This is a genomic window from Pseudomonas sp. 273 (assembly GCF_029201425.1).
Lineage (GTDB): Bacteria > Pseudomonadota > Gammaproteobacteria > Pseudomonadales > Pseudomonadaceae > Pseudomonas > Pseudomonas delhiensis.
In genome coordinates this window covers 3,867,703-3,888,663 of record NZ_CP116775.1, presented here as the reverse complement: position 1 = coordinate 3,888,663, position 20,961 = coordinate 3,867,703, and the positions used below count along the sequence as shown (strand labels likewise).

The 20,961-nt window shown below is 71.3% G+C and carries 12 protein-coding genes and 2 pseudogenes; 1 reads left to right on the top strand and 13 read right to left on the bottom strand.

The window, feature by feature from the left end:
- Positions 1-9: 9 nt before the first annotated feature.
- The 13 genes and pseudogenes from PKO50_RS17755 to PKO50_RS17695 form a co-directional block, all read right to left on the bottom strand.
- Positions 10-1,413, bottom strand: coding sequence for an LLM class flavin-dependent oxidoreductase (locus tag PKO50_RS17755; RefSeq protein ID WP_275626777.1), 1,404 nt, complete (start codon positions 1,411-1,413; stop codon positions 10-12).
- On the bottom strand, positions 1,391-3,052 hold the full coding sequence (locus PKO50_RS17750; protein WP_275626776.1) for an ABC transporter ATP-binding protein: 1,662 nt from the start codon (positions 3,050-3,052) through the stop codon (positions 1,391-1,393). Before PKO50_RS17750 ends, PKO50_RS17755 begins: the two co-directional genes overlap by 23 nt.
- Complete coding sequence (locus tag PKO50_RS17745) at positions 3,049-3,936, bottom strand: ABC transporter permease (RefSeq protein WP_089392412.1); 888 nt, start codon at positions 3,934-3,936, stop codon at positions 3,049-3,051. Before PKO50_RS17745 ends, PKO50_RS17750 begins: the two co-directional genes overlap by 4 nt.
- Before the next feature lie 13 nt (positions 3,937-3,949).
- A complete protein-coding gene (locus PKO50_RS17740; protein WP_275626775.1) occupies positions 3,950-5,008 on the bottom strand; it encodes an NADP(H)-dependent aldo-keto reductase in 1,059 nt (352 codons plus the stop codon).
- A 21-nt stretch (positions 5,009-5,029) separates the two neighbouring features.
- Positions 5,030-6,375, bottom strand: a pseudogene (locus tag PKO50_RS17735) (LLM class flavin-dependent oxidoreductase).
- Positions 6,372-7,748 carry an acyl-CoA dehydrogenase family protein gene (locus PKO50_RS17730; protein WP_275630495.1) on the bottom strand — a complete coding sequence of 459 codons (1,377 nt, stop codon included), beginning with the start codon at positions 7,746-7,748 and terminating at the stop codon, positions 6,372-6,374. The pseudogene PKO50_RS17735 and the gene PKO50_RS17730 overlap by 4 nt, the downstream one beginning before the upstream one ends.
- 2 nt (positions 7,749-7,750) lie before the next feature.
- Entirely contained in the window at positions 7,751-8,683 is a 933-nt protein-coding gene (locus tag PKO50_RS17725; RefSeq protein ID WP_109935574.1) for an ABC transporter permease, read from the bottom strand.
- Positions 8,680-10,401, bottom strand: a complete 1,722-nt coding sequence (locus tag PKO50_RS17720) for an ABC transporter substrate-binding protein (protein ID WP_275626774.1) — start codon at positions 10,399-10,401, stop codon at positions 8,680-8,682. The genes PKO50_RS17725 and PKO50_RS17720 overlap by 4 nt, the downstream gene beginning before the upstream one ends.
- A gap of 129 nt (positions 10,402-10,530) precedes the next feature.
- On the bottom strand, positions 10,531-12,594 hold the full coding sequence (locus PKO50_RS17715; RefSeq protein ID WP_275626773.1) for a TonB-dependent receptor: 2,064 nt from the start codon (positions 12,592-12,594) through the stop codon (positions 10,531-10,533).
- A gap of 683 nt (positions 12,595-13,277) precedes the next feature.
- Positions 13,278-14,990 (bottom strand): ABC transporter ATP-binding protein, encoded by a 1,713-nt coding sequence (locus PKO50_RS17710; protein WP_275626772.1) that lies wholly within the window; start codon positions 14,988-14,990, stop codon positions 13,278-13,280.
- Entirely contained in the window at positions 14,990-15,847 is an 858-nt protein-coding gene (locus PKO50_RS17705; RefSeq protein WP_275626771.1) for an ABC transporter permease, read from the bottom strand. The genes PKO50_RS17710 and PKO50_RS17705 overlap by 1 nt, the downstream gene beginning before the upstream one ends.
- Positions 15,844-16,820, bottom strand: a pseudogene (locus PKO50_RS17700) (ABC transporter permease). The gene PKO50_RS17705 and the pseudogene PKO50_RS17700 overlap by 4 nt, the downstream one beginning before the upstream one ends.
- Positions 16,817-18,415: an ABC transporter substrate-binding protein gene (locus PKO50_RS17695; RefSeq protein WP_275630494.1), complete on the bottom strand. Its 1,599-nt coding sequence runs from the start codon at positions 18,413-18,415 to the stop codon at positions 16,817-16,819. Before PKO50_RS17695 ends, PKO50_RS17700 begins: the two are co-directional and overlap by 4 nt.
- A gap of 422 nt (positions 18,416-18,837) precedes the next feature.
- On the opposite strand from PKO50_RS17695, the gene PKO50_RS17690 reads away from it, so the two are divergent.
- A complete protein-coding gene (locus tag PKO50_RS17690; RefSeq protein ID WP_275626770.1) occupies positions 18,838-20,961 on the top strand; it encodes a TonB-dependent receptor in 2,124 nt (707 codons plus the stop codon).

The following is a 20,961-nucleotide window of genomic DNA, read 5'->3' as shown; positions in this document are numbered from 1 at the left end:
TGAAGGGGGTCAGGCCGGCGCCTGGGCGAAACGCAGTGGCTGGGCGGCCTGGTGCAGGGCCGCCGGGTCGCGGTAGCGCGCGCCGTGGTGGTCGGCGGGCAGGCGCGCGTGGCCGGCGCCGAACAGGCGCTCGCGCAGCGTCTCTCCGTCGTCGTAGGCCTCGCGGAAGCGGCCGCGGCGGCGCAGTTCGGGCACCACCAGTTCGATGAAGTCGCGGGCGGTATGCGGGGTGAGGAACTGGCGCAGGTTGATGCCGTCGATGCCGTCCTCGTCCAGCCACTTCTCGATCTCGTCGGCCACCACCTTCGGCGTGCCGGCGACGAAGAAGCGGCCCTCGTCGAAGCCGCCCAGGCGCTTCACCAGCTGGCCGACGGTGGCCTGCGGGTCGCTGGCCAGCAGCGCCGCCCAGGGCCCGCCGCTGGGCAGCTCGGTCAGCGGGGTGTGCGCCGGGTAGGCGGCCAGGTCCAGGCCCGACTGCATGTGCGCCAGGGCACCGTCGAGGCTCTGCAGGCGCCGGTAGTCCTCAAGCTTGGCCTGCACTTCCAGGTCGTTGCGGCCGACGATCACCGCCGCCTGGACGATGAACTTGATGCCCGCCGGGGCGCGGCCGTGGGCGCGGGCGCGTTCGCGCATGTGGGCGATGTTGCGGCGCACCGCCGCCGGCGTCGGGCCGCCGGTGAACACCACTTCGGCGTGGCGCCCGGCGAACTCGGTGCCGGCCGGCGAGCCGGTGGCCTGGAACAGCACCGGGGTGCGCTGCCGCGAGGGCTGGCAGAGGTGCGGCCCGGCGACCTTGAAGTGCTCGCCGACGTGGTCGATGTAGCGCACCTTGGCCGGGTCGGTGTAGAGGCGCAGCTGTCGGTCGGCGATCACCGCGTCGTCGTCCCAGGAGCCTTCCCAGAGCTTGTAGAGCACGTCCAGGTACTCGTCGGCGATCTCGTAGCGGCGGTCGTGGGGCACCTCGTCGTCCAGGCCGAAGTTGCGCGCGGCGTTGGGCAGGTAGGAGGTGACGATGTTCCAGCCGACGCGGCCGCGGGTCAGGTGGTCGAGGGTGCTCATGCGCCGGGCGAAGGCGAAGGGCGGCTCGTAGGTGGTGGAGAAGGTGGCGCCGAAGCCGAGGTTGCGGGTCACCGCGGCCATCGCCGGGATGACCATCAGCGGGTCGTTGCTGGGCACCTGCACGGCCTCGCGCAGGGCCGTCTCGGGGCCGCCGCGGAAGCGGTCGTAGACGCCCACCACGTCGGCCAGGAAGACGCCGTCGAAGGTGCCGTGCTCCAGCAGTTGCGCCAGTTCCGTCCAGTAGTCGATGTCGTTGAAGCGGTGGCGCTGGTTTTCCGGGTGCGCCCAGAGCCCGTGGACGATGTGGCTGACGCAGTTCATCTCGAACAGGTTAACGTGCAATGGCTTCGACACGGATGCGGCGCTCCCGGGGTTGCGGCAGGTGGGGGATGGCGCCCAGCAGGGCGCGGGTGTAGGCGTGCTGCGGGCGGGCGAAGACCTCGCGCACCGGGCCGGTCTCGACGATGTCGCCGTCCTTCATCACCAGCACGCGGTCGCTGACGTGGCGCACCACGCCCAGGTCGTGGGAGATGAACAGGCAGGCCAGGCCCAGGCGCTGCTTGAGGTCGGCGAGCAGGTCGAGGATTTGCGCCTGCACCGACACGTCCAGCGCCGATACCGGCTCGTCGCACACCAGGATTTCCGGCTGCGCCGCCAGGGCGCGGGCGATGGCGATGCGTTGCCGTTGGCCGCCGGACAGCTCGATGGGCCGGCGCGCCAGCATGCCCGCCGGCAGGCGCACCAGTTCCAGCAGTTCGCGTGCCCGCTGCTGGCGCTCGGCGCGGCTGCCGCCGGCCTGGGCCAGGGCCTCGTCGAGCACGCGGGCCACGGTGTAGCGCGGGTCGAAGGAGGCCAGCGGGTCCTGGAACACCACCTGCACGCGGCGCCGTTCGCGGCGTTGGGCGAGGGCGTCGAGGGCGCTCCAGGCCTGGCCGCGCAGGTATACCTCGCCGCTGTCGGGACGCTCCAGGCCGAGCACCATGCGCGTGAGGGTGGTCTTGCCCGAGCCGGATTCGCCGACGATGCCCAGGGTCTCGCCGGCGCGCAGGGTGAAGGAGGCCGCGGCCACCGCCTGGCGCGGCGCGCCGTCGGGGCCGGCGAAGCTCTTGGCCAGCTGGCGCGCCTCCAGCACCACCGGCCGGGCGCCGAGGCTGGCCGGCGGCGGCTCGCTGGCGGCGGGCTGCGGCGCATGGCTGATGTGCACCGCCGAGGCGGCGCGCAACAGCGAGCGGGTGTAGGGGTGGCGCGGGTCTTCCAGCACCTGGTCGACCGGGCCTTCCTCGACTATCACGCCGTGCTGCATCACCGCCACGCGGTGGGCCAGGCGCGCCACCACCGCCAGGTCGTGGCTCACCACCAGCATGGCGCGGTCGCGCTGGCGCAGGCTCTGCAGCAGGTCGAGCACCTGCGCCTGGACGGTGGCGTCCAGCGCCGTGGTGGGCTCGTCGGCGATCAGCAGGTCGGGGTCGCAGGCGATGGCCGAGGCGATCAGCGCGCGCTGGCGCAGGCCGCCGGAGAGCTGGTGCGGGTACTGGCGGGCGCGCAGCTCGGCCTCGGGCACGCCCACCGCGCGCAGCAGGTCGAGGACTTTCTGCTGGCGCTGCTCGCGCGCCAGGGCCGTGTGCAGGCGCAGCGGCTCGTCGATCTCGCGGCCCACCGGGCGCAGCGGGTCGAGCGAGCCGAGGGCGTCCTGCATCACGAAGCCGATGCGCGAGCCGCGCAGCTCGCGCCACTGGCGCGTGCCCAGGCCCAGCAGGTCGAGGCCGTCGAAGGCCAGGCGCCGCGCGCGGACCTGGGCGCCGGCGCCGGTGAGCCCGGCCAGGGTGCGCGAGGTGACGCTCTTGCCCGAGCCGGACTCGCCGACCAGGGCCAGGCATTCGCCGGGGTAGAGGCTGAAGGAGACCTGCTGCAGCACCGGCTGGGCGCGGCCGAAGGCGACGTCCAGGCCGGCCACTTCCAGCAGCGGGCGGAACGGGTTGATCAGGGTGGTCATGGGCGTTTGCCCTCGCTGTAGCGCAGCAGGGCGCGGCCGAGCACGGTGACGGCGACCACGGTGAGGGTCACCGCCGTGCCCGGGGCCGCGACCAGCCACCAGGCGTTGGAAAGGAAGTTACGGCCGACCGAGAGCATCGCGCCCCACTCGGGCGCCGGCGGCGGCGCACCGAAGCCGAGGAAGCTCAGCGAGGCGCCGGCGGCGATGTTCGCGCCTATGCCCAGGGTGGCCAGGATCAGCACCGGGCGGATGGCGTTGGGCAGCAGGTGGCGCCAGATCACCGCCGGCCGCGACAGGCCCAGGGTGACCGCCGCCTCGACGTAGGCAGCGCCGCGCACCACCTTCGCCTGGGCCCGCACCAGGCGGGCGTAGCGCGGGATGCCGGCGATGCCCACGGCGAGCATGGCGTTGACCAGGCCCTGGCCCCAGAAGGTGATGATCACCAGGGCCAGCAGCAGCTCGGGGAAGGCCAGCAGCACGTCGATGCAGCGCATGGCGGCGGCGTCCAGCCAGCGCGGCCCGAGGCCCGCCAGCAGGCCCACGGCGATGCCGCCGAGCAGGCCGATGGCGGTGGCCGCCAGGCCCATCAGCAGCGACGGCCGGGCGCCGTGGACCAGCCGCGCGAGCACGTCGCGGCCGTTCTCGTCGGTGCCCAGCCAGTGCGCCGCGCCGGGTGCCTGGAAGGCGTGGCGGGCGCTGGCCGCCAGCGGGTCGGTGGCCACCAGCCAGGTCGGCACCAGGCTGGCGAGCACCAGCAGCACCAGGAACACCCCGGCCAGCGTCAGCCCCGGGCGGGCCAGGGCCGCGCCGAGGAAGGCGGGCAGCCGGCGGCGCCGCGAGGTCGCGGGCAGCAGGCGGGGCAGTGCGGTCGACGGACTGGCCATGGGCGTTCTCCTGTCAGGGCGCCGGGTTCGGCAGGCGCGCGTGGATGGCGTCGATGGCGGCGAGCGCCTCCGGCGTCAGCTGCAGCTCGGCGGCGTCGAGGTTTTGCGCCAGTTGCTCCAGGCTGGTCGCGCCGTTCAGCGCGCTGGCCACGAAGGGCTTGCCGATGACGAAGGCCAGGGCCAGTTGCGCCGGCGCCAGGCCCAGCTCGCGGGCCAGTTCCACGTAGGCGCGGGTGGCCTGCTGCGCCTCGGCGCTGGCGTAGCGGGCAAAGCGGCCGTAGGCGGAACCGGCGCTCAGGCGCGCGCCGGCCGGCTGGGCGCCGTCCAGGTACTTGCCGGTGAGCACGCCGAAGGCCAGCGGCGAGTAGGCCAGCAGGCCGATGCGCTCGCGGTGGCTGAATTCCGCCAGGCCCGTCTCGTACTGGCGGTTGAGCAGGCTGTAGGGGTTCTGCACGCTGAGGATGCGCGGCAGGCCCAGGCGCTCGGACTGCCTGAGGAACTCGGCCACGCCCCAGGGCGTTTCGTTGGACACGCCGATATGGCGCACCCGCCCGGACTTCACCAGCTCGGCCAGGGCGGCGAGGGTTTCGCCGATGTCGTCGCTTTCCTCGTCGTCCACCCAGGGGTAGTCGCGGGTGCCGAAGAAGTTGCTGCTGCGGCTGGGCCAGTGCAGCTGGTAGAGGTCCAGGTAGTCGGTCTGCAGGCGGTCGAGGCTGCCGTCCAGGGCGCTGCGCAGGGTGGCCAGGTCGAAGCGCGTGGCGCCGTCGCGGATGTGCTGCATGTGCCCGCTCTGGCGCGGCGGGCCGACGATCTTGCTGGCCAGGACGATGTCTTGGCGGCGCTTGCTGCGCGCAAGCCAGGTGCCGATGAAGCGTTCGGTGTCGCCCCAGGTGTCGGCCCGGGACGGGGTGGGGTACATCTCGGCGGCGTCCACCAGGTTGACCCCGCGCGAAAGCGCGTAGTCGAGCTGGGCGTGGGCGTCGGCCTCGCTGTTCTGGTGGCCCCAGGTCATGCTGCCGAGGCCGATGACGCTGACCTTCAGGTCGCTGTTGCCGAGTGGGCGGTATTTCATGTGGAGGTCTCTCGCAAGGGGTCAGGCCGAGGCGGCCGCGGGGTGTTCGTACTGGCTGGCCGGGTAGGGCAGGCCGAGGTGTTCGCGCAGGGTGCTGCCCTGGTACTCGTGGCGGAACAGCCCGCGCTTGCGCAGGCGCGGCACCACTTCGTCGACGAAGATCTCCACGCCCGAGGGGAAGCTGTCGGGCATGATGTTGAAGCCGTCGGCGGCGCCGGCCAGGAACCATTCCTCCAGGCTGGCGGCGACCTGCTCGGGGTGCCCACCAGCAGCCGGTGGCCGACCAGGATGCGGCGCGACAGCTGGCGCACGCTGAGGTTCTCGGCGCGGGCCAGGTTCAGCTGGGCCTCGAGGAAGCCGTGGGAGCCCTTCTCGAACTCGTTGACCGGGCCGATGCGCTGCCAGGGCAGCGGCGCGTCCGGGTCCAGCTCGCTGGCGTCGACGCCGATGCGCTGGGCGATCTGGCGCAGCAGGCCGCCCTCGCCGAGGTAGCTGTTCAGCCGCTCGAAGCGCTCCAGCGCCTCGGCCTCGGTGCTGCCGAGCACCGTCGACAGGCCGGGCATGATCTTCAGGTGCTCGGGGTTGCGCCCCCACTGGCGGGCGCGTTGCTTCATCTCGCGGTAGAAGGCCTGGCCGTCGGCGAGGGTGGTCTGGGTGGTGAAGATGGCGTCGGCGAAGCGCGAACCCAGGGCCTTGCCGCCCTCCGAGGAGCCGGCCTGGACCAGCACCGGGCGGCCCTGGGGCGAGCGCGGCACGTTGAGCGGCCCCTTGACCGAGAAGTGCTTGCCGACGTGGTCGATGGCGTGCACCCGGGCCGGGTCGGCGAAGCGCCCGGAGGCGGCGTCGCCGATGATGGCGCCGTCTTCCCAGCTGTCCCACAGCTTGAGGGTGACGTCGACGAACTCCTCGGCGCGGGCGTAGCGGTCCACGTGCAGCGGCGCGCCGGCCAGGCCGAAGTTCTGCGCGGCGGCGTCGCCGGCGTTGGTCACCACGTTCCAGGCCGCGCGGCCGCCGCTGATGTGGTCGAGGGAGGCGATGCGCCGGGCCAGGTTGAACGGCTCGTTGTAGGAGCTGGAGGCGGTGGCGATCACGCCGATGCGCTGGGTGGCCGCGGCCACCGCGGTGAGCAGCACGGTGGGCTCCAGGCGCCCGGCCGGCTGGCGGCCGACGTCGCCGGCCAGGGCCGGGCCGTCGGCGAGGAAGATGGCGTCGAGGGTGCCGCGCTCGGAAATGCGCGCGATGTTCTGGTAGTAGCCGACGTCCAGGTAGGCGGTGGGCGGGACCTCGCCGGTGCGCCAGGCCGCGGCGTGGGCGCCGAAGCCGAGGATGTTCATGCCGATGCTCATTTGCCGCTGTGCGTTGCTCATGCCGGGGTCTCCTCGGTGCTGGGGGCTTGCTGTTGCGTGGCCTTGGCGGCGGCGAAGCGCTCGCTCCAGGCCTCGCTGGGAAGGGTGCCGTTGAGGTGGTAGTCGCCCAGGTAGGCCTCGCGCAGGATCGCCGGGTTGTGCGAGGCCAGGGTGCGGGCGTTGCGCCAGTGCCGGTCCAGGCGCCGGCCGCTGCTGGTGGCCGAGGCGCCGCCGACCTCGAAGAGCAGGGTGGCGGCCTCCAGCACCTGGGGCAGGACGACCTGCTGCGCCTGGTAGGCGCGGATGTCCGCCTCGCCGTACAGCTCGCGGCTGGCAGTGCCCGCGCGGTGGGCCTGCCAGGTGCGTTCGAGGGTGGCCGAGACGGCCTCCACCAGCGCCTCGGCGGAGAACGCCAGGCTGCCCAGGCGGCCCACCACGCGCTGCACCAGCGGGTCCTGGCGCGGGCTGGAGCGGCCGGGGATGCCGAAGGCGCGGGTGCGGCCCTGGACGAACTCGATGGCGTCGCGCAGCACCGCCTGGGCGATGCCGGCCAGGGTGGCCAGGTGCACCTGCTGGTAGAAGGCGGTGATGTAGCTGTCGCTGCGCCCTTCGCCGACCTTGAAGCGGCGGAACAGTTGGTGCTCCTCCACGCGCACACCTTCGAAGCGGGTGGTGCCGCTGCCGGTCAGGCGCTGGCCGAAGCCGTCCCAGTCGTCCAGGCGGGTGACGCCGGGCGCGGCGGTGGACACGGCCACGGCGACGTGCTCGTCGCCATCGCTGGCCGACACGGCGATCCAGTCGGCGTAGAGGGTGCCGGTGCAGTAGTACTTCTCGCCGTCCAGCAGCCAGTGGCCGTCCTGGCGGGTGAGGGTGACGCTGTTGCCGGTGACTTCGCTGCGCTCGGCCATGGCCGCGCCGAACAGCTCGCCGCCGACGATGCGCGGGAACCAGTGCTGGCGGCTGGCCTCGTCGTCGTCGTTGAGGCGGCCTTCGACGAAGCCGAAGTGCGCGCGGAAGATCTGCGGCAGGTTGGAGTCGGCGGCGCCGAGCCGGCGGACCAGGCGGAACAGCTGCGGCAGGCTGGCGCCCAGGCCGCCGTAGGCCAGCGGCACGCGCAGCGCGCCGAAGCCGGCCTCGCGCAGCCAGGCCACCGGCTCGTAGGCCAGCTCGCGCTGCTGTTCGCGGTCGATGGCGCCGGCGGCGATGCGCTCGAATACCGGTTCGAAGCGCTGCAGCAGGGCGGTGTCGTCGGGGTGCGCCGGCGCGCCGGCGGCGGCGGGAAGGTCGTCGGGGAAGATCATCGCGGTGTCCTCGGGGCGGGCGATGGAAGGAAGCGGCGCCTCGCGGGCGTCGAACAGTTGGCGCAGGTTGGCCAGGGCGATGCTCGCGGTCATGCTCATGCCTCGCTCACCCGCGGGTCGACCAGGGCGTTGAGCAGGTCCACGGCCAGGTTCACCAGCACGTAGATCAACGCCGCCAGCAGGGTGATGCCGAGCACCACGGGCACGTCCTTGTCGTTCACCGCGTTGAGCATCAGGCGGCCGATGCCCTGGCGGGCGAACAGGTTCTCGGTGATCACCGCGCCGCCCAGCAACGCGGCGAAGACGAAGCCGGACAGGGTGATCAGCGGCGTCAGCGCATGGCGCAGGGCGTGGCCCAGGCGCACGCCGGCCTCGGACAGGCCGCGGGCGCGGGCCATGGCGATGAAGGGCTGCTCGAGGATTTCCTCCAGCTCCTGGCGCAGCACCTGGGCCAGCACCGCGGCCACCGGCAGGGCCAGGGTGAGGATCGGCAGCACCAGGCTCTTCCAGCCCCGCGAGCCGGTGGGCGGCAGCCAGTGCAGCTGGAAGGAGAACACCAGCAGCAGGAGGATGCCGAGCACGAAGCTGGGCATCGACGACAGCAGCAGCTCGCCGCCGGAGGCCAGGCCGCGGGCCCAGGGCGCGCGGTTGGCGGTCAGCACCGCCGCGGCCACCGCCAGCAGCACCGCCGCCAGCGCCGCCCACAGGGCCAGCTGGGCGGTGGCGCCGATCTGCCCGGCGATGGCCTGGGCCACCGGGATGCGCAGGCGGTAGGACTCGCCCAGGTCGCCCTGGACCAGGCGCCCCAGGTAGTGGGCGTACTGCACCGGCAGCGGCTGGTCCAGGCCGTAGTCGCGGCGCACCTGGGCGATGGCCTCGGCGGTGGGCATGGCGTCGGGCCCGCCGAGGATCGCCAGGGCCGGGTCGCCGCCGCTGACGTTGAGGGCGACGAAGGTCAGGCTGGCGGCGCCCCAGAGCACCGCCAGGCCGCCGAGGAAACGCCAGAGCACGCGGCGCAGGGCTTTCATGGTTGCGGCTCCCGGTCCAGCCAGACGCTGGTGAAGAAGGGCACGTTGTGCGAGCTGTCGAACACCACGCCCTTGACGTTGCGGCGGTAGGCGATGGTCAGCTGGCTTTCGTACACCGGCACCGCCGGCACCACCTCGGTGAGGCGCTGCTGGGCGGCGCTGTACAGGCGCTGCTGCTCGGCGGCGTCGGTGCTGCGGCGGGCGCGGGCGAGCAGGTCGTCGAGCTGGGCGTCGCGCAGGCGCGCGCTGTTCTGCCCGATCAGCTTCGGCGTGGCGATGGAGTTGCTGTGGTAGAGGATGTACAGGCCGTCCGGGGTGTTGGTGTGCCAGTAGCCGCCCACCAGCGCCTGGTAGTCGCCGGCGTAGCGCAGGTCGTTGACCTGGGCCTGGGGCAGCACGCGCAGGCCCAGGTCGATGCCGACCTTCTTCGCGTCGGCCTGCATGGCCACCGCCACGCTCGCCGGCAGCGCCGGGCTGTCGATCATCAGCAGGGTGGCGGCCAGGCGCTGGCCGTCGCGGGTGCGGTAGCCCCCGGCATCGCGCCCGGTCCAGCCGGCCTCGTCGAGCAGGGCGTTGGCCGCGGCCACGTCGTAGCTCAGCGCGTCGCGGTAGGCCGGGTCGTAGAAGCGGGTGTTGGCGGCGAGGAAGTCGGCCTTGACCTGGAACTCGCCGAAGCCGGTGATCCAGGCCAGGCCGTCGCGGTCGATGGCGCGGGCCAGGGCCTTGCGCACGCGCACGTCGTCGAAGGGGAAGCGCTCGACGTTGAAGGTCAGGCTGCGCACCGGGTTGCCCTTGCGGATGCGGCTGCGCAGCACCAGTTGCGGGTCCTTGCGGATGGCCTGGGCGTTCTGCGTCGGCGCGTCCAGGGTGAAGTCGTACTGCCCGGAGACCAGCGAGCTGTAGCGGATCAGCGCCTCGGGCACGAAGCTCAGCTCCAGGCGCTCCAGGTAGGCCGGGCCCTGGTGCCGCAGCACCGGCGGCGCCCAGTGGTAGCCGGCGCGGCGGACGAAGGCGGCGCCCTGGTCGCGGGTGTAGCTTTCCAGCACGAAGGGGCCGGAGCCCACCGGGTGGGCGGCGATGGATTTCGGGTCTTCGAGGATCTGCTTCGGCGAGATCATCCCCAGCCAGGACTGCGCCAGCACGTCGAGGAAGGGCGAGTAGGGTTCGCGCAGGGTGGCCTGGAAGGTGTACTCGTCGAGCACCTTGCCCGACTGGTAGGGCGCGATGTAGGCCGCGGCCAGCGGCGACTTGGTGGCCGGGTCGCGCATGTGTTCGAGGTTGATGCGCACGGCCTCGGCGTTGAATTTCGTGCCGTCGCTGAAGGTGACGTCGTCGCGCAGGTGGAAGGTGTAGGTCAGGCCGTCGGGGGAAATCTCCCAGGACCTGGCCAGCCAGGGCGACACCTTGCCCTGTTCGTCCTGGTACACCAGGCAGTCGTAGAGGATGCGCCCCAGCCACTGCACGTTGCCGTGGGACAGGGCGTGGATGTCGAAGGAGTAGGTGTCCAGCGCCGCGGTGACGCGCAGGGTGCCGCCGGGCTGGCCGGGAGCCTGCTCGTGGAAGTCCTCGGCCGGGTAGCTGAGCTGGCCGTCCTTGAGGGTGCCGGTGTCGAGGGCGGCGCCGCTGGCGCCGGGCGTGTCGTCGGCGGCCGGCGAGCAGCCGGCCAGAACAGCGGCCAGCAGGGCGCCGGCCGCCAGGGGCAGGAGTCTGTCGATCATGCCGGCCTCCGCGAGGCGGCCGGTGGGGCTTGCAGTGTCGATGGCATCTACGGGGTCCTGTTGCCAGGCGGGCGGCGGATCGCACCGCCCGCGTCAGTGCGCGCCGCCCCGGTCGGGCGGCGCGGCCGGTCAGTAGCGCAGTTCGAGGCCGACGTAGGCGCCGATGCCGTCGCCCGGGTAGAGGGCGGCGACGTCCTTGCCCTTGGCGTCGTACTGCGGCGACACGGCGGTCACGTACTTCTCGTTGGCGAGGTTCTTGAGGTCGAGGGAGACCTTCCAGTCCTTCTTCGGTGCCTCGTAGCCGACCCCCGCACCGAAGATGGTGTAGGAGGGGGCGTAGAAGCTGTTGGCGTAGTCCACCGCGGTGCGCGAGGCGGAGGTCACGTTGACGCCGCCATAGAAGCCGCTGGGGTGCTGGTACTGCAGCTCGCCCTGGTAGACGTGCTTGGGAATGCCCGGCAGCTGGTTGTCGCCGAAGGTGTCGTCGTGGCGGTAGTAGAAGTCGTTGTAGGTGTACGCCTGGCGCCAGCTGATCTTCTCGCCGACGCTGTTCTCCCAGAGCAGGGTGTTCAGCCCGGCCTCGACGCCCTGGTGGATGGTCGGGCTCTCGGCGTTGAAGGCCGAGGTGACCGCGGCGGTGGTGGCGGTGGCGGGAATGATCTGCACGTTCAGCAGCTCGTCGCGGATCCACGAGCGGTACAGCGCCAGGCTGCCGTCGAAGATGCCGTGGGAGCCCTTGATGCCGACTTCCAGGGTGTTGGCCTTCTGTTCCACCAGCGGCTTGACGAAAGGCGTGGCGGCCGCCGAGTTGGAGTACTGCCAGGACGCCGGCGGGTCGATGGAACGGCTGAAGTTGCCGAACAGCTGCAGGTCCGGGGTCAACTGGTAGCGCAGGCCGATGCGCGGCGCGGCGCTCCAGTTCTCGTAGGTGTCCTTGCTCGGGTAGCCGCTGGTGTTGGCGGTGTTCACGTACTTGATGTCGGTGCTGCGGCGCACGTTGATGAAGGACAGGCCGGTGGTCAGCCAGAGGTCCTCGGTCAGCTCCAGGTCGTTGCCGAAGGAGAAGACATGGTCGAAGGACGAGCCGTAGTCCACTACCTTCACCGGCTGCTTGTTGGCCCGTGTCGAGTCGACTCCGCCCTTGAGGTGTTCGGTGGAGGTGAAGGCCGCGCTGGAGCGGCTTTCATGGCCGAACCACTGGTCGGTGCGCGAGTAGTTGAGGACGAAGCTCAGGTCGTGCCAGTCCCAGTAGCTGGGGTTGGTCGGGCTGTCCGGGCTGTTGTTGTGCGGGTAGTCGTAGTAGACCAGGCCGACGTCCAGCTTGGCGTCGTCGTCGAAGGTATAGGTGGTCTTGCTGCCGACCCAGGTGCTGCCCGGCCGGCGGCTGCCGGCGCCGCTGCTGGCGGCGGTGGGGCTGGCCTTGTCCGGGTCGTGCTTGAGCTGCTTGAGGGTGATGGCGCTGGGGTCGTTGTGGTACTCGTCGCGGTAGCGCACCAGCAGGCGCGTCTGCAGCTTCGGGTTGAAGCTGTAGCCGAGGTTGAGCACCACGCCCTGGCTCTTCGACAGGCTGTAGTCGCGGTAGCCGTCGTTGCGGTAGTTGTCGACGTTGGCGTAGTAGTCGAAGCCGCCGGCCACGCCGCCGGCGCTCAGCACCTCCTTCTGGTAGCCGTAGCTGCCGGCCTCTACCCGCAGGCGGGTGCCGGGCGCGGTGTAGCCGGTCTGGTTGACGAAGTTCACCGCGCCGCCGAGCGTCAGTGCGCCGTACTGGAAGGCGTTGGCGCCGCGCAGGATCTCGGTGTAGTTCACCCCCGAGCCGTTGAGGAACTCGTAGGGCGTGCCCCCCGGGCCGGTCAGCGGCAGGCCGTCGAAGAGGAACTTGATGCCCTCGCGGAAGTAGCCCGGCGAGGTGTTGGCGCCCGAACCGCGGATGGAAATCTTCGCCGCGTCGTTGCCGCCGGTGGACTGCACGAACACGCCGGGCTGGTAGGCCAGGGTGTCCTGCAGGTTGGCGGTGCGGCCCTTGGAGAGCTGCTCGCTGTCCACCACGCTGACGCCGCCGGGGACGTCGGCGAGCTGGCTGCGCGCCGCCTCCACCGGGCTTTCCTTCTGCGCCTGCACCACCACCGTCTGCAGGCGGGTGCCGCTGCTTTGCTTGTCGCCGTCGCTGGCGTCGCCGCCCGACGTTTCGGCCATTGCCTGGCTCCCCACCAGCAATACCGCCGAACCTATGCTTGCCGACCAGAACGTTGCCCGACGGATCGCCAAGGCAAGTTTCCCCCATTCACCCCCAACATAATTAACAGCCAACTTCAAAGTCCTCGTGGGATAGACAAGATGTTCAGCTTTCTATTCGTATAGTCATGCTCCGTTTCTACTTGAGCAGAAGTCGTGCCAATTCAATAATTTGTTTAAATTCAATGAGTTGTAGTTTGTTTGAATTTTCTGTCTGCTTGCGCTGGATCAACAGGTGCTGATGTTCTGTTGGTTTGTGCGCAGTGCTTGGGTTATATGCAAATAACGTGATGTTGGATGGCGGAAAGTTGTATTGCGCCGGGCGGGGAAAGTTGGGGTGTTTTTTCGTAGGAGCGAGCTTGCTCGCGAACGGCTTCAGCCGGTGGGGCTGGCGTGGGAGGTTGACGCCGTACCCTCTCCCCAGCCCTCTCCCGCAAGCGGGAGAGGGGGCCGTTCGGCATGGCTGAGAAGTCAGGCGTTAGCCGGAAGCTACAGGATTACGCGGAGGCCTCGGCAGGCAGAGGACAGTCCCCTCTCCCTTCAGGGAGAGGGTGCTCTTCAGGACAGGCACCGCCTCCGACCGGCAAACCCCGTTCGCGAGCAAGCTCGCTCCTACAACAGCAGTGCCCGCCCCCGCGCGCCCTTCAGACCGCCAGCCCCCACAGCCAGCGCTCCTCGAACGGCGGCGCCAGGTCGACGCTGGCGGGCGCCAGGCGTGGCGGCAGCGGGCGGCCCTCGGCCGGCAGCTGCGGCACCGAGGCCAGCAGGCGCCGGGTGTAGGGGTGTTGCGGGGCCTGCAGCAGCGCTTCGGTGGGGCCGGATTCGACGACCTTGCCCTGCAGCATCACCAGCACCTCGTCGCTGAGGTGGCGAATCACCCCCAGGTCGTGGGAGATGAACAGGTAGGCCAGGCCCAGCTCGTCCTGCAGGTCGGCCAGCAGGTCGAGCACCTGGGCCTGCACCGAGACGTCCAGCGCCGACACCGGCTCGTCGCAGATGATCACCTTCGGCTGGCTGGCCAGGGCGCGGGCGATGGCCACCCGTTGCCGCTGCCCGCCGGAGAGCTGCAGCGGGCGGCGCTGCACCAGTTCCGCCGGCAGGCGCACCTGGCGCAGCAGTTCGGCGATGCGCGCCGGGCGCAGGGCGGTGTCCAGGCCGCCGGCCTGGAGTGCGTCGTCGAGCACCTGGCCGACGCTCCAGCGCGGGTCGAAGGAGCTCAGCGGGTCCTGGTAGATCACGCTGATGTCGCGTCGCCGCGGGCGCCGTTCGCGCTCGCTCACGCGTTGCGCGGGCGCGGCGTTCCAGGGCTGGCCGGCGAATTCGACGCTGCCGGCGTCCGGCTCCAGCAGGCCGAGGGCGATGCGCGCGGCGGTGCTCTTGCCCGAGCCGGATTCGCCGACGATGCCCAGGGTGTGCCCGGCGTGCAGGCGGAAGCTGACGTCGTCGAGCACCTGCCTCCACTGCTGGTCGGGGCCGCGATAGCGCTTGCCCAGGCCGCGGGCCTCCAGCAGCACCTCGGGGGCCGCGGCAGCCTCGCGGCGTGCGGCCGGCGCCGCGCCGGGCGTCAGCCGGGTGCCGCGCGGGCGGTTGGCGGGGATCGCCTCCAGCAGGCTGCGGGTGTACGGGTGGCGCGGGGCGTGGAGGATCTGCTCGATCGGGCCCTGTTCCACCACCTCGCCGTGGCGCAGCACCAGCACCTCGTCGGCGAGCTGGGCGACCACCGCCAGGTCGTGGCTGATCAGCAGCAGCGAGTCGCCGCGCTCCTTGACCTGCTGCAGCACGCCGAGGATCTGCGCCTGCACGGTGGCGTCCAGCGCGGTGGTCGGCTCGTCGGCGATCACCAGGCCCGGGTCCAGGGCCAGGGCGCTGGCGATCAGCGCGCGCTGGCGCAGGCCGCCGGAGAGCTGTTCGGAACGCTGCCGGGCGCGCAGCGCCGGTTCCGGCACGCCGACCTTCTCCAGCAGCTCCAGCACCCGCTGCTGGCGGCTGTGGCGGTCGCCCCAGCGGTGGGTGGCCAGCACTTCGAGGATTTCCTGGCCCACCGGGCGCAGCGGGTCCAGCGACACCAGGGCATCCTGCAGCACGAAACCGATCTCGCGGCCGCGCAGCTCGCGCCAGCGCCGCTCGTCCAGGGCCAGCAGGTCGCGCCCGGCGTATTCCAGGCGCCGCGCCTGGACGCGCGCGCCAACCCCGGCCAGGCCGACCAGGCTGCGCGCCAGCACGCTCTTGCCCGAGCCGGACTCGCCGACCAGGGCCAGCGCGCGGCCTGGCTGCAGGGTGAAGGACAGGCGGTCGAGCACGCGGTGCTCGCCGAAATGCACGGACAGGTCTTCGACTATCAGCGGTTGGCGCGGCATCAGCGGCGGCCCTCCAGGCGTCGTTGCAGGTAGCGCCCGGCGACCGTGGTCGACAGGGTGGTGAGGACGATGAACAGGCCGGGGAAGAAGGTCAGCCACCAGGCGTTGACGATGAAGTCGCGGCCCATGGACAGCATGGTCCCCCATTCCGGCGCCGGCGGCCGCGCGCCCAGGCCGAGGAAGCTCAGCGCCGAGGCCCAGACGATGGCGTGGCCCACGCCCATGGTCAGGGTGACGATCAGCGGGCGCATGGCGTTGGGCAGTATCTGCCGGACGATGGTGCGCCAGGGGCCGTGGCCCAGCGCCCGGGCCGCCTCGATGTAGCCGGCGTTGCGCACCGCCAGCACCTGGCCGCGGACCATGCGCGCGTAGCCCGGCGCGCTGCCGATGCCGGTGGCGATGATCAGCGGGCCGATGCCGCTGCCGAAGATGGCGACGAAGAGCAGGGCGAGGATCAGGCTGGGGAAGGCGAACAGCACTTCCAGCAGCCAGCCGATGCCGCGGTCCACGGCGCCGCCGGCCAACCCTGCCGCCAGCCCCAGGCCGATGGCGATGCTCATCGCCAGGGCGGTGGCGGCCAGGCCGATGGTCAGCGACTGGCGCGCGCCGTGGATGACCCGTGCGTAGATGTCGCGGCCGGACTGGTCGGTGCCGAACCAGTGGGCCCAGCCCGGCGCGCTGAACGCCTCGCGCGGCTGGATGGCCAGGGGGTCGCCGTGGGCGAACAGCTGCGGGAACAGCGCCGCGGCCACCAGCAGCGCCAGGAAGGTCGTGGCCAGCAGCGCCGGCCAGGGTAGCGGGCGGGCCTGGCGGCGTGGCGCCAGGGGCAGCTCGAGGGGCGGGGCCAGTTCGCTCATGGCGCACTCCTTTGCAGGCGGGGGTCGACCAGCTCGTACAGCAGGTCGATCAGGATGTTGGCCAGCACGTAGCCGGCGGCGACCACCAGGGTGATGCCCAGCACCAGCGGTAGGTCCTGGCTCTGCACGGCCTGGAACAGCTGGCGGCCCAGGCCCTTGCGGGAAAAGATCACTTCCACCACCACCGAGCCGCTGAGCAGCGCGCCCAGCGCCCAGCCCGACAGCGAGATGGCCGGCAGCACCGAATGGCGCAGGGCGTGGCGGTAGCGCACGGCGCGGTCGCTCAGGCCGCGGGTGCGCGCGGAAAGGATGAAGGGCTGCTCCAGGGTGATCTCCAGCGCCTCGCGGGTGACCTGGCCGATGAACCCGGCCAGCGGCACCGCCAGCGCCAGGGCCGGCAGCACCAGGCTGCGCAGGCCATCGCTGCCGGCCGGGGGAACAACTGCAGGCCGAAGGCGAAGGCGGCCAGCAGCAGGATCGCCAGCCAGAACTGTGGCAGCGCCGCGGCGAGTGTCTCCAGCAGCGAGGCCAGGCCGCCGAACCAGTGGCGGCGGCCGGCGCTGAGCAGCGTCCAGCCCAGCACCATCAGCCAGGCCAGGGCCAGGGCGGCGAAGGTCAGCTGCAGGGTGGCGCCGGTCTGCTCGGCGAGGATGCGCGTCACCGGCAGGTGCTGCGAGTAGGAGGTGCCGAGGTCGCCGCGCAGCAGGTGGCCCAGGTGGATCGCGTACTGCACCGCCAGGGGCCGGTCCAGGCCGTATTCGCGGGTGGCCTCGGCGATGGTTTCGGGCGTGGGGTTGCCGCTGGGGCCGCCGAGGATCGCCAGCACCGGGTCGCCGGGCATCAGGCGCAGGGCGAAGAAGGTCAGGCTGGCGGCGGCCCACAGCACCAGCAGGCCGCCGAGCAGGCGCCAGGCGGCATGGCGGGCCAGGCGCAGCAGGCGTTCGCGGCGTGGATCGGGTGCGGAAAGTGTCATGGGTTCACCCAGGCGTCATAGAGGGAAGTGACCGCCAGCGACGGCTCCAGGCGCACCCCGTGGGCGCGCTTGTAGATGCCCAGGCGGGTGCTCTGCGGGTAGGTGGTCAGCTGCAGGTACTGGCTGGAGGCGAGGGCCTGGGCCTGGTGGTACAGCTCGCGGCGGCGCGCCGCGTCCTGGGTGGCCAGGGCCTGTTCCATCAGGGCGTCGAAGCGCGGGTCGTCGAAGCCGGCGGTGTTCTGGTGGTAGCCGCGCACGCCGGCCGGGCGCAGGAAGGCCGAGCCGAAGATGATCCGCAGCACGTCCGGGGTGTTGGTGTTCCAGTAGCCGATGCGGATGTCGTAGTCCCAGTCGGCCTGGCGCTGCTGGGCGAGCACGTCGCTCATCTGCTCGATGATCACCTCGAAGCCGGCGCTGCGGGCGGTGGCCTGCACCTGCTCCCACAGGCTGAACTCCGAGGGCGGCGTGCGGTTGCCCATGATCACGTGGACCTGCAGGCGCCTGCCGTCGCGGGTGCGGTAGCCCTCGGCGTCGTGGCCGGTCCAGCCGGCGGCGTCGAGCAGCTGCTCGGCGCGCAGCGGGTCGTAGTCCTGGGCGTGCTCGAAGTCCGCGCTGTAGAAGGGCGTGGCCGGGCTGAGCGGGCCGCCGGCGCGGGGGAACTCGCCGAAGTACACGCTCCTGAGCGCCGCGTCTATGTCGGCCGAGCGGATGAAGGCCTCGCGCACGCGGATATCGTCGAAGGGCGCGCGGGTCATGTTGAGGGTGCCGTTGGTGGGGTTGCCGGGGCGCTGGGCGACCAGCAGCGACACCTCCGGGTTGGCCCGCGCGGCGGCGTGGGATTCGGGCGGCACGCTTTCGATCACGTCCACCTCGCCGGCCTGCAGCGAGGCGAAGCGCACCGAGGGCTCCTGGATGAACTTCCAGACGATGCGCTCGAGGTACGCCGGGCCCTGGTGCGCCGCGGTGGGCGGCGCCCAGTGGTAGTCGGGGTTGCGCTCCAGCAGCACCTGGTTCTGCCGGTCCCAGCGCAGCACCTTGAACGGGCCGCTGCCCACCGGGCTTTCGCAGTTCTCGTCGCGTGGGCGGCGCAGCGCGGCGGGCGACTGGATGCCGAGGAAACCCTGGGCCAGCACTTCGAGGAAGGCCGCGTAGGGCGTGGCCAGGTGCACCACCGCGGTATGCGCGTCCACCACGTCGGTGCCGCGGTACTGGCGCACGTAGCCGCCGGCGGTGCTGGACTGGGTGCGCGGGTCGACCATGTGGTCGAGGTTGGCCTTCACCGCGCTGGCGTCGAACGGGGTGCCGTCGCTGAAGCGCACGTCGTCGCGCAGGTGGAAGGTGTAGCTCAGGCCGTCGGCGGAGACTTCCCAGCTTTTCGCCAGCCAGGGGCCGATGCGGCCGTTGGCGTCCATGGACACCAGCGAGTCGAGGAACTGCCGGGCGAGGAACACCTGGGGCATGTCGCCGGCGACGTGGGGGTCGAGGCAGATGGGTTCGCGGTCGGTGGCGTAGGTCAGGGTGCCGCCGCTGACCGGGGTGTCGCCGTGGGTCTGGTGCTCCTGCGCCTCGCGGCAGCCGCCGAGCAGCGCGGCCAGCAGCAGGGACAGGGCGAGGGCCAGGGAATGTGGGGTAGGGCGTCTGGGCTTCAAGCGTGGGCAGCCTTCTGCAGGTGGAAGACGGGGCGGCCTGCGCTCGCCGAGCACGGCCGCCCAGGCTGCGTTGCACAAGCCATGCCCGGCCTGGAAGGCGCATTCCAGTGGGGTTTCGCCCCGGTTTCGCGCTGCTGCGCGGGCAGTTTGTCGATTCGCTGTTGCTGGCTGAGCAGTTGGCGGTCGGGGCGGTTGTGGAGCGATCAACAGCTTGGCAACAGATGTTCGTTCGAGTACACCGCTGTCATTCCGTAACTTGCTGATTCACAAGGATTTACCGCTTGGCATGGATTCTGCGCGGGCGCTGTGGAGCACGACTATGCGCATAGAGGCTCAGCCACTCATCGGAGGACCATAGGAGCCTTGCCGTGCATTCGAAAAAAACCAGAACCCATGTCACCCCCGCCGGCCTGGGGGGCCGGCTGCTGAGCCTCGGCGCCGGCCTGTGCCTGGCCGGCGGCCCGTTGTGGGCCGCCCAGGCGGAGGACGGGGCGGCCGACGCCCGCCTGGCCACCGTGGTGGTCGAGGGCGCCGCGCGCAGCGAGGCGCAGAAGGCCGCGGAGCAATTGAAGAAGGTGCCCGGCGCAGCCGTGGTGGTGGACAACAAGGAGGTGGAGAAGGGCCGCGCGACCAACGCCGAGGACGTCTTCGCGCTGCAGCCGGGGATATTCGCCCAGGCCACCAGCGGCAGCGGGGCGAACAAGATTTCCATCCGCGGCTCGGGCCTGAACACCTTCTACCAGGGCTACGCGCTGGGCATCAAATACCTGTTCGACGGCCTGCCCATCACCGGTCCGGGCGGCACCCAGGAAGACTACCTGAGCATGAACGGCATCGATCACACCGAGGTGCTCTACGGTGCCAACGCCTTCGACTACGCGGCCACCAGCCTGGGCGGCGCCATCAACTTCGTCACCCACAGCGGCTACACCGCGCCGGGCAACTACCTGCGCCTGGAGGCCGGCAGCTTCGGCTACCGCAAGCAGCAGCTGAGCACCGGCGGGGTAGTGGACGACAGCGACTACTACGTGTCGATCTTCCACAACGAGCGCGACGGCTACCAGCACGACACCCCGAACAAGGGCCAGGAGCTGGTGGCCAACCTCGGCCACCGCTTCAACGACAGGCTGGATACCCGGCTGATCGTGCGCTACCGCGAGGAGACGCTGACCCAGGGCAACACCCTGACCCGCGAGCAGATCAAGCACGACTCCGACTCCAACAAGGTGCCCACCGGGCGCAAGAAGGACGGTTCCACCTGGGTGGGCAGCACCACCACCTACCGCTTCGACGACGACTCGCGGCTGCAGGTGGGCCTGAGCGTCAACGACTACCCGCTGCTCAACGGCTGGCGCTACTCGGCCACGCCGCAGGACTGGCGCTCCACCGACACCAACCTGACGCTGCGCTACCTGCGCCGCCAGGACCGCCTGTTCGGCCTGCCCAGCGACACCACCCTGACCTTCAGCAGCACCCGCTCGCAGTTCGCCGACGTGAAGTCCCACAGCCGGGCCACCGGCCAGCAGCTGCAGCACACCGACTACACCGGCTCGCGGGATAGCGTGTTCGCCTTCGGCAACGAGCTGCAGCTGGACGAGCGGCTGTGGCTGGTGAGCGGGCTCTCGGCGATCAACATCGACCGCGACGTGAGCATCGAGTACAGCACCAGCGCCAACACCAGCGAGTTCCCCGGCGAGGTCAGCTACAACAAGTGGTACGCGGCGCCACGCCTGGGCCTGCGCTACCAGCTGACGCCGGACGTCCAGCTGTTCGGCAACGCCAGCCGCTCCATCGATCCGCCGGTGACCTGGCAACTGGGCAGCACCGGCGTGCCCTACGTCCGCCCGCTCACCCCGCAGAAGGCCGACACCCTGGAGGTGGGCATCCGCGGCAGCGTCGGCGTGGTGGACGGCAGCCTGGCGCTGTACCGCTCCTGGGTGAAGGACGAGCTGCTCTCGGTGGTGGTGCGCCAGGCCACCGCCACGGCGGACGCGCTGGTGGCCAACTCCAACGCCAGCCCGACCATCCACCAGGGCATCGAGGCGGGGCTGGGCATCCAGCTCTGGGAAGGCGCCAACGGCGACCGCCTGGACCTGCGCCAGGCCTGGACGCTGAACGACTTCCACTACCGCGGCGACAGCACCTTCGGCGACAACGAGCTGCCCAGCCTGCCGCGCCAGGTGTACCAGGCGCAGCTGAACTACCAGCGGCACGACGGCTACTACGCCGAACTCAACGCGCGGGCGGCCTCCAGCTACTACGTGGACTACGCCAACACCCTGGGCGCGCCGTCGTACACGCTGTGGGGCGCCAAGCTGGGCTACCAGGCGCCGGGCCGGCGCTGGGAAGTCTTCCTCGACCTGCGCAACCTGACCAACGAGCACTACGCCACCGCGGCCAACACCGCCTACGACGCCAAGGGCCGGGACTCGGCCAACTTCTACCCGGGCGACCCGTTCAACGTCACCGCCGGGGTGGCCGTGCGCTTCTGA

Bases quoted from the DNA above. Each gene is read 5' to 3' on its own strand.
- PKO50_RS17725 (WP_109935574.1), bottom strand. From the start codon at position 8,683: ATGAAAGCCCTGCGCCGCGTGCTCTGGCGTTTCCTCGGCGGCCTGGCG.
- PKO50_RS17705 (WP_275626771.1), bottom strand. From the start codon at position 15,847: ATGAGCGAACTGGCCCCGCCCCTCGAGCTGCCCCTGGCGCCACGCCGC.
- PKO50_RS17745 (WP_089392412.1), bottom strand. From the start codon at position 3,936: ATGGCCAGTCCGTCGACCGCACTGCCCCGCCTGCTGCCCGCGACCTCG.
- PKO50_RS17730 (WP_275630495.1), bottom strand. From the start codon at position 7,748: ATGACCGCGAGCATCGCCCTGGCCAACCTGCGCCAACTGTTCGACGCC.
- PKO50_RS17710 (WP_275626772.1), bottom strand. From the start codon at position 14,990: ATGCCGCGCCAACCGCTGATAGTCGAAGACCTGTCCGTGCATTTCGGC.
- PKO50_RS17750 (WP_275626776.1), bottom strand. From the start codon at position 3,052: ATGACCACCCTGATCAACCCGTTCCGCCCGCTGCTGGAAGTGGCCGGC.
- PKO50_RS17740 (WP_275626775.1), bottom strand. From the start codon at position 5,008: ATGAAATACCGCCCACTCGGCAACAGCGACCTGAAGGTCAGCGTCATC.
- PKO50_RS17715 (WP_275626773.1), bottom strand. From the start codon at position 12,594: ATGGCCGAAACGTCGGGCGGCGACGCCAGCGACGGCGACAAGCAAAGC.
- PKO50_RS17720 (WP_275626774.1), bottom strand. From the start codon at position 10,401: ATGATCGACAGACTCCTGCCCCTGGCGGCCGGCGCCCTGCTGGCCGCT.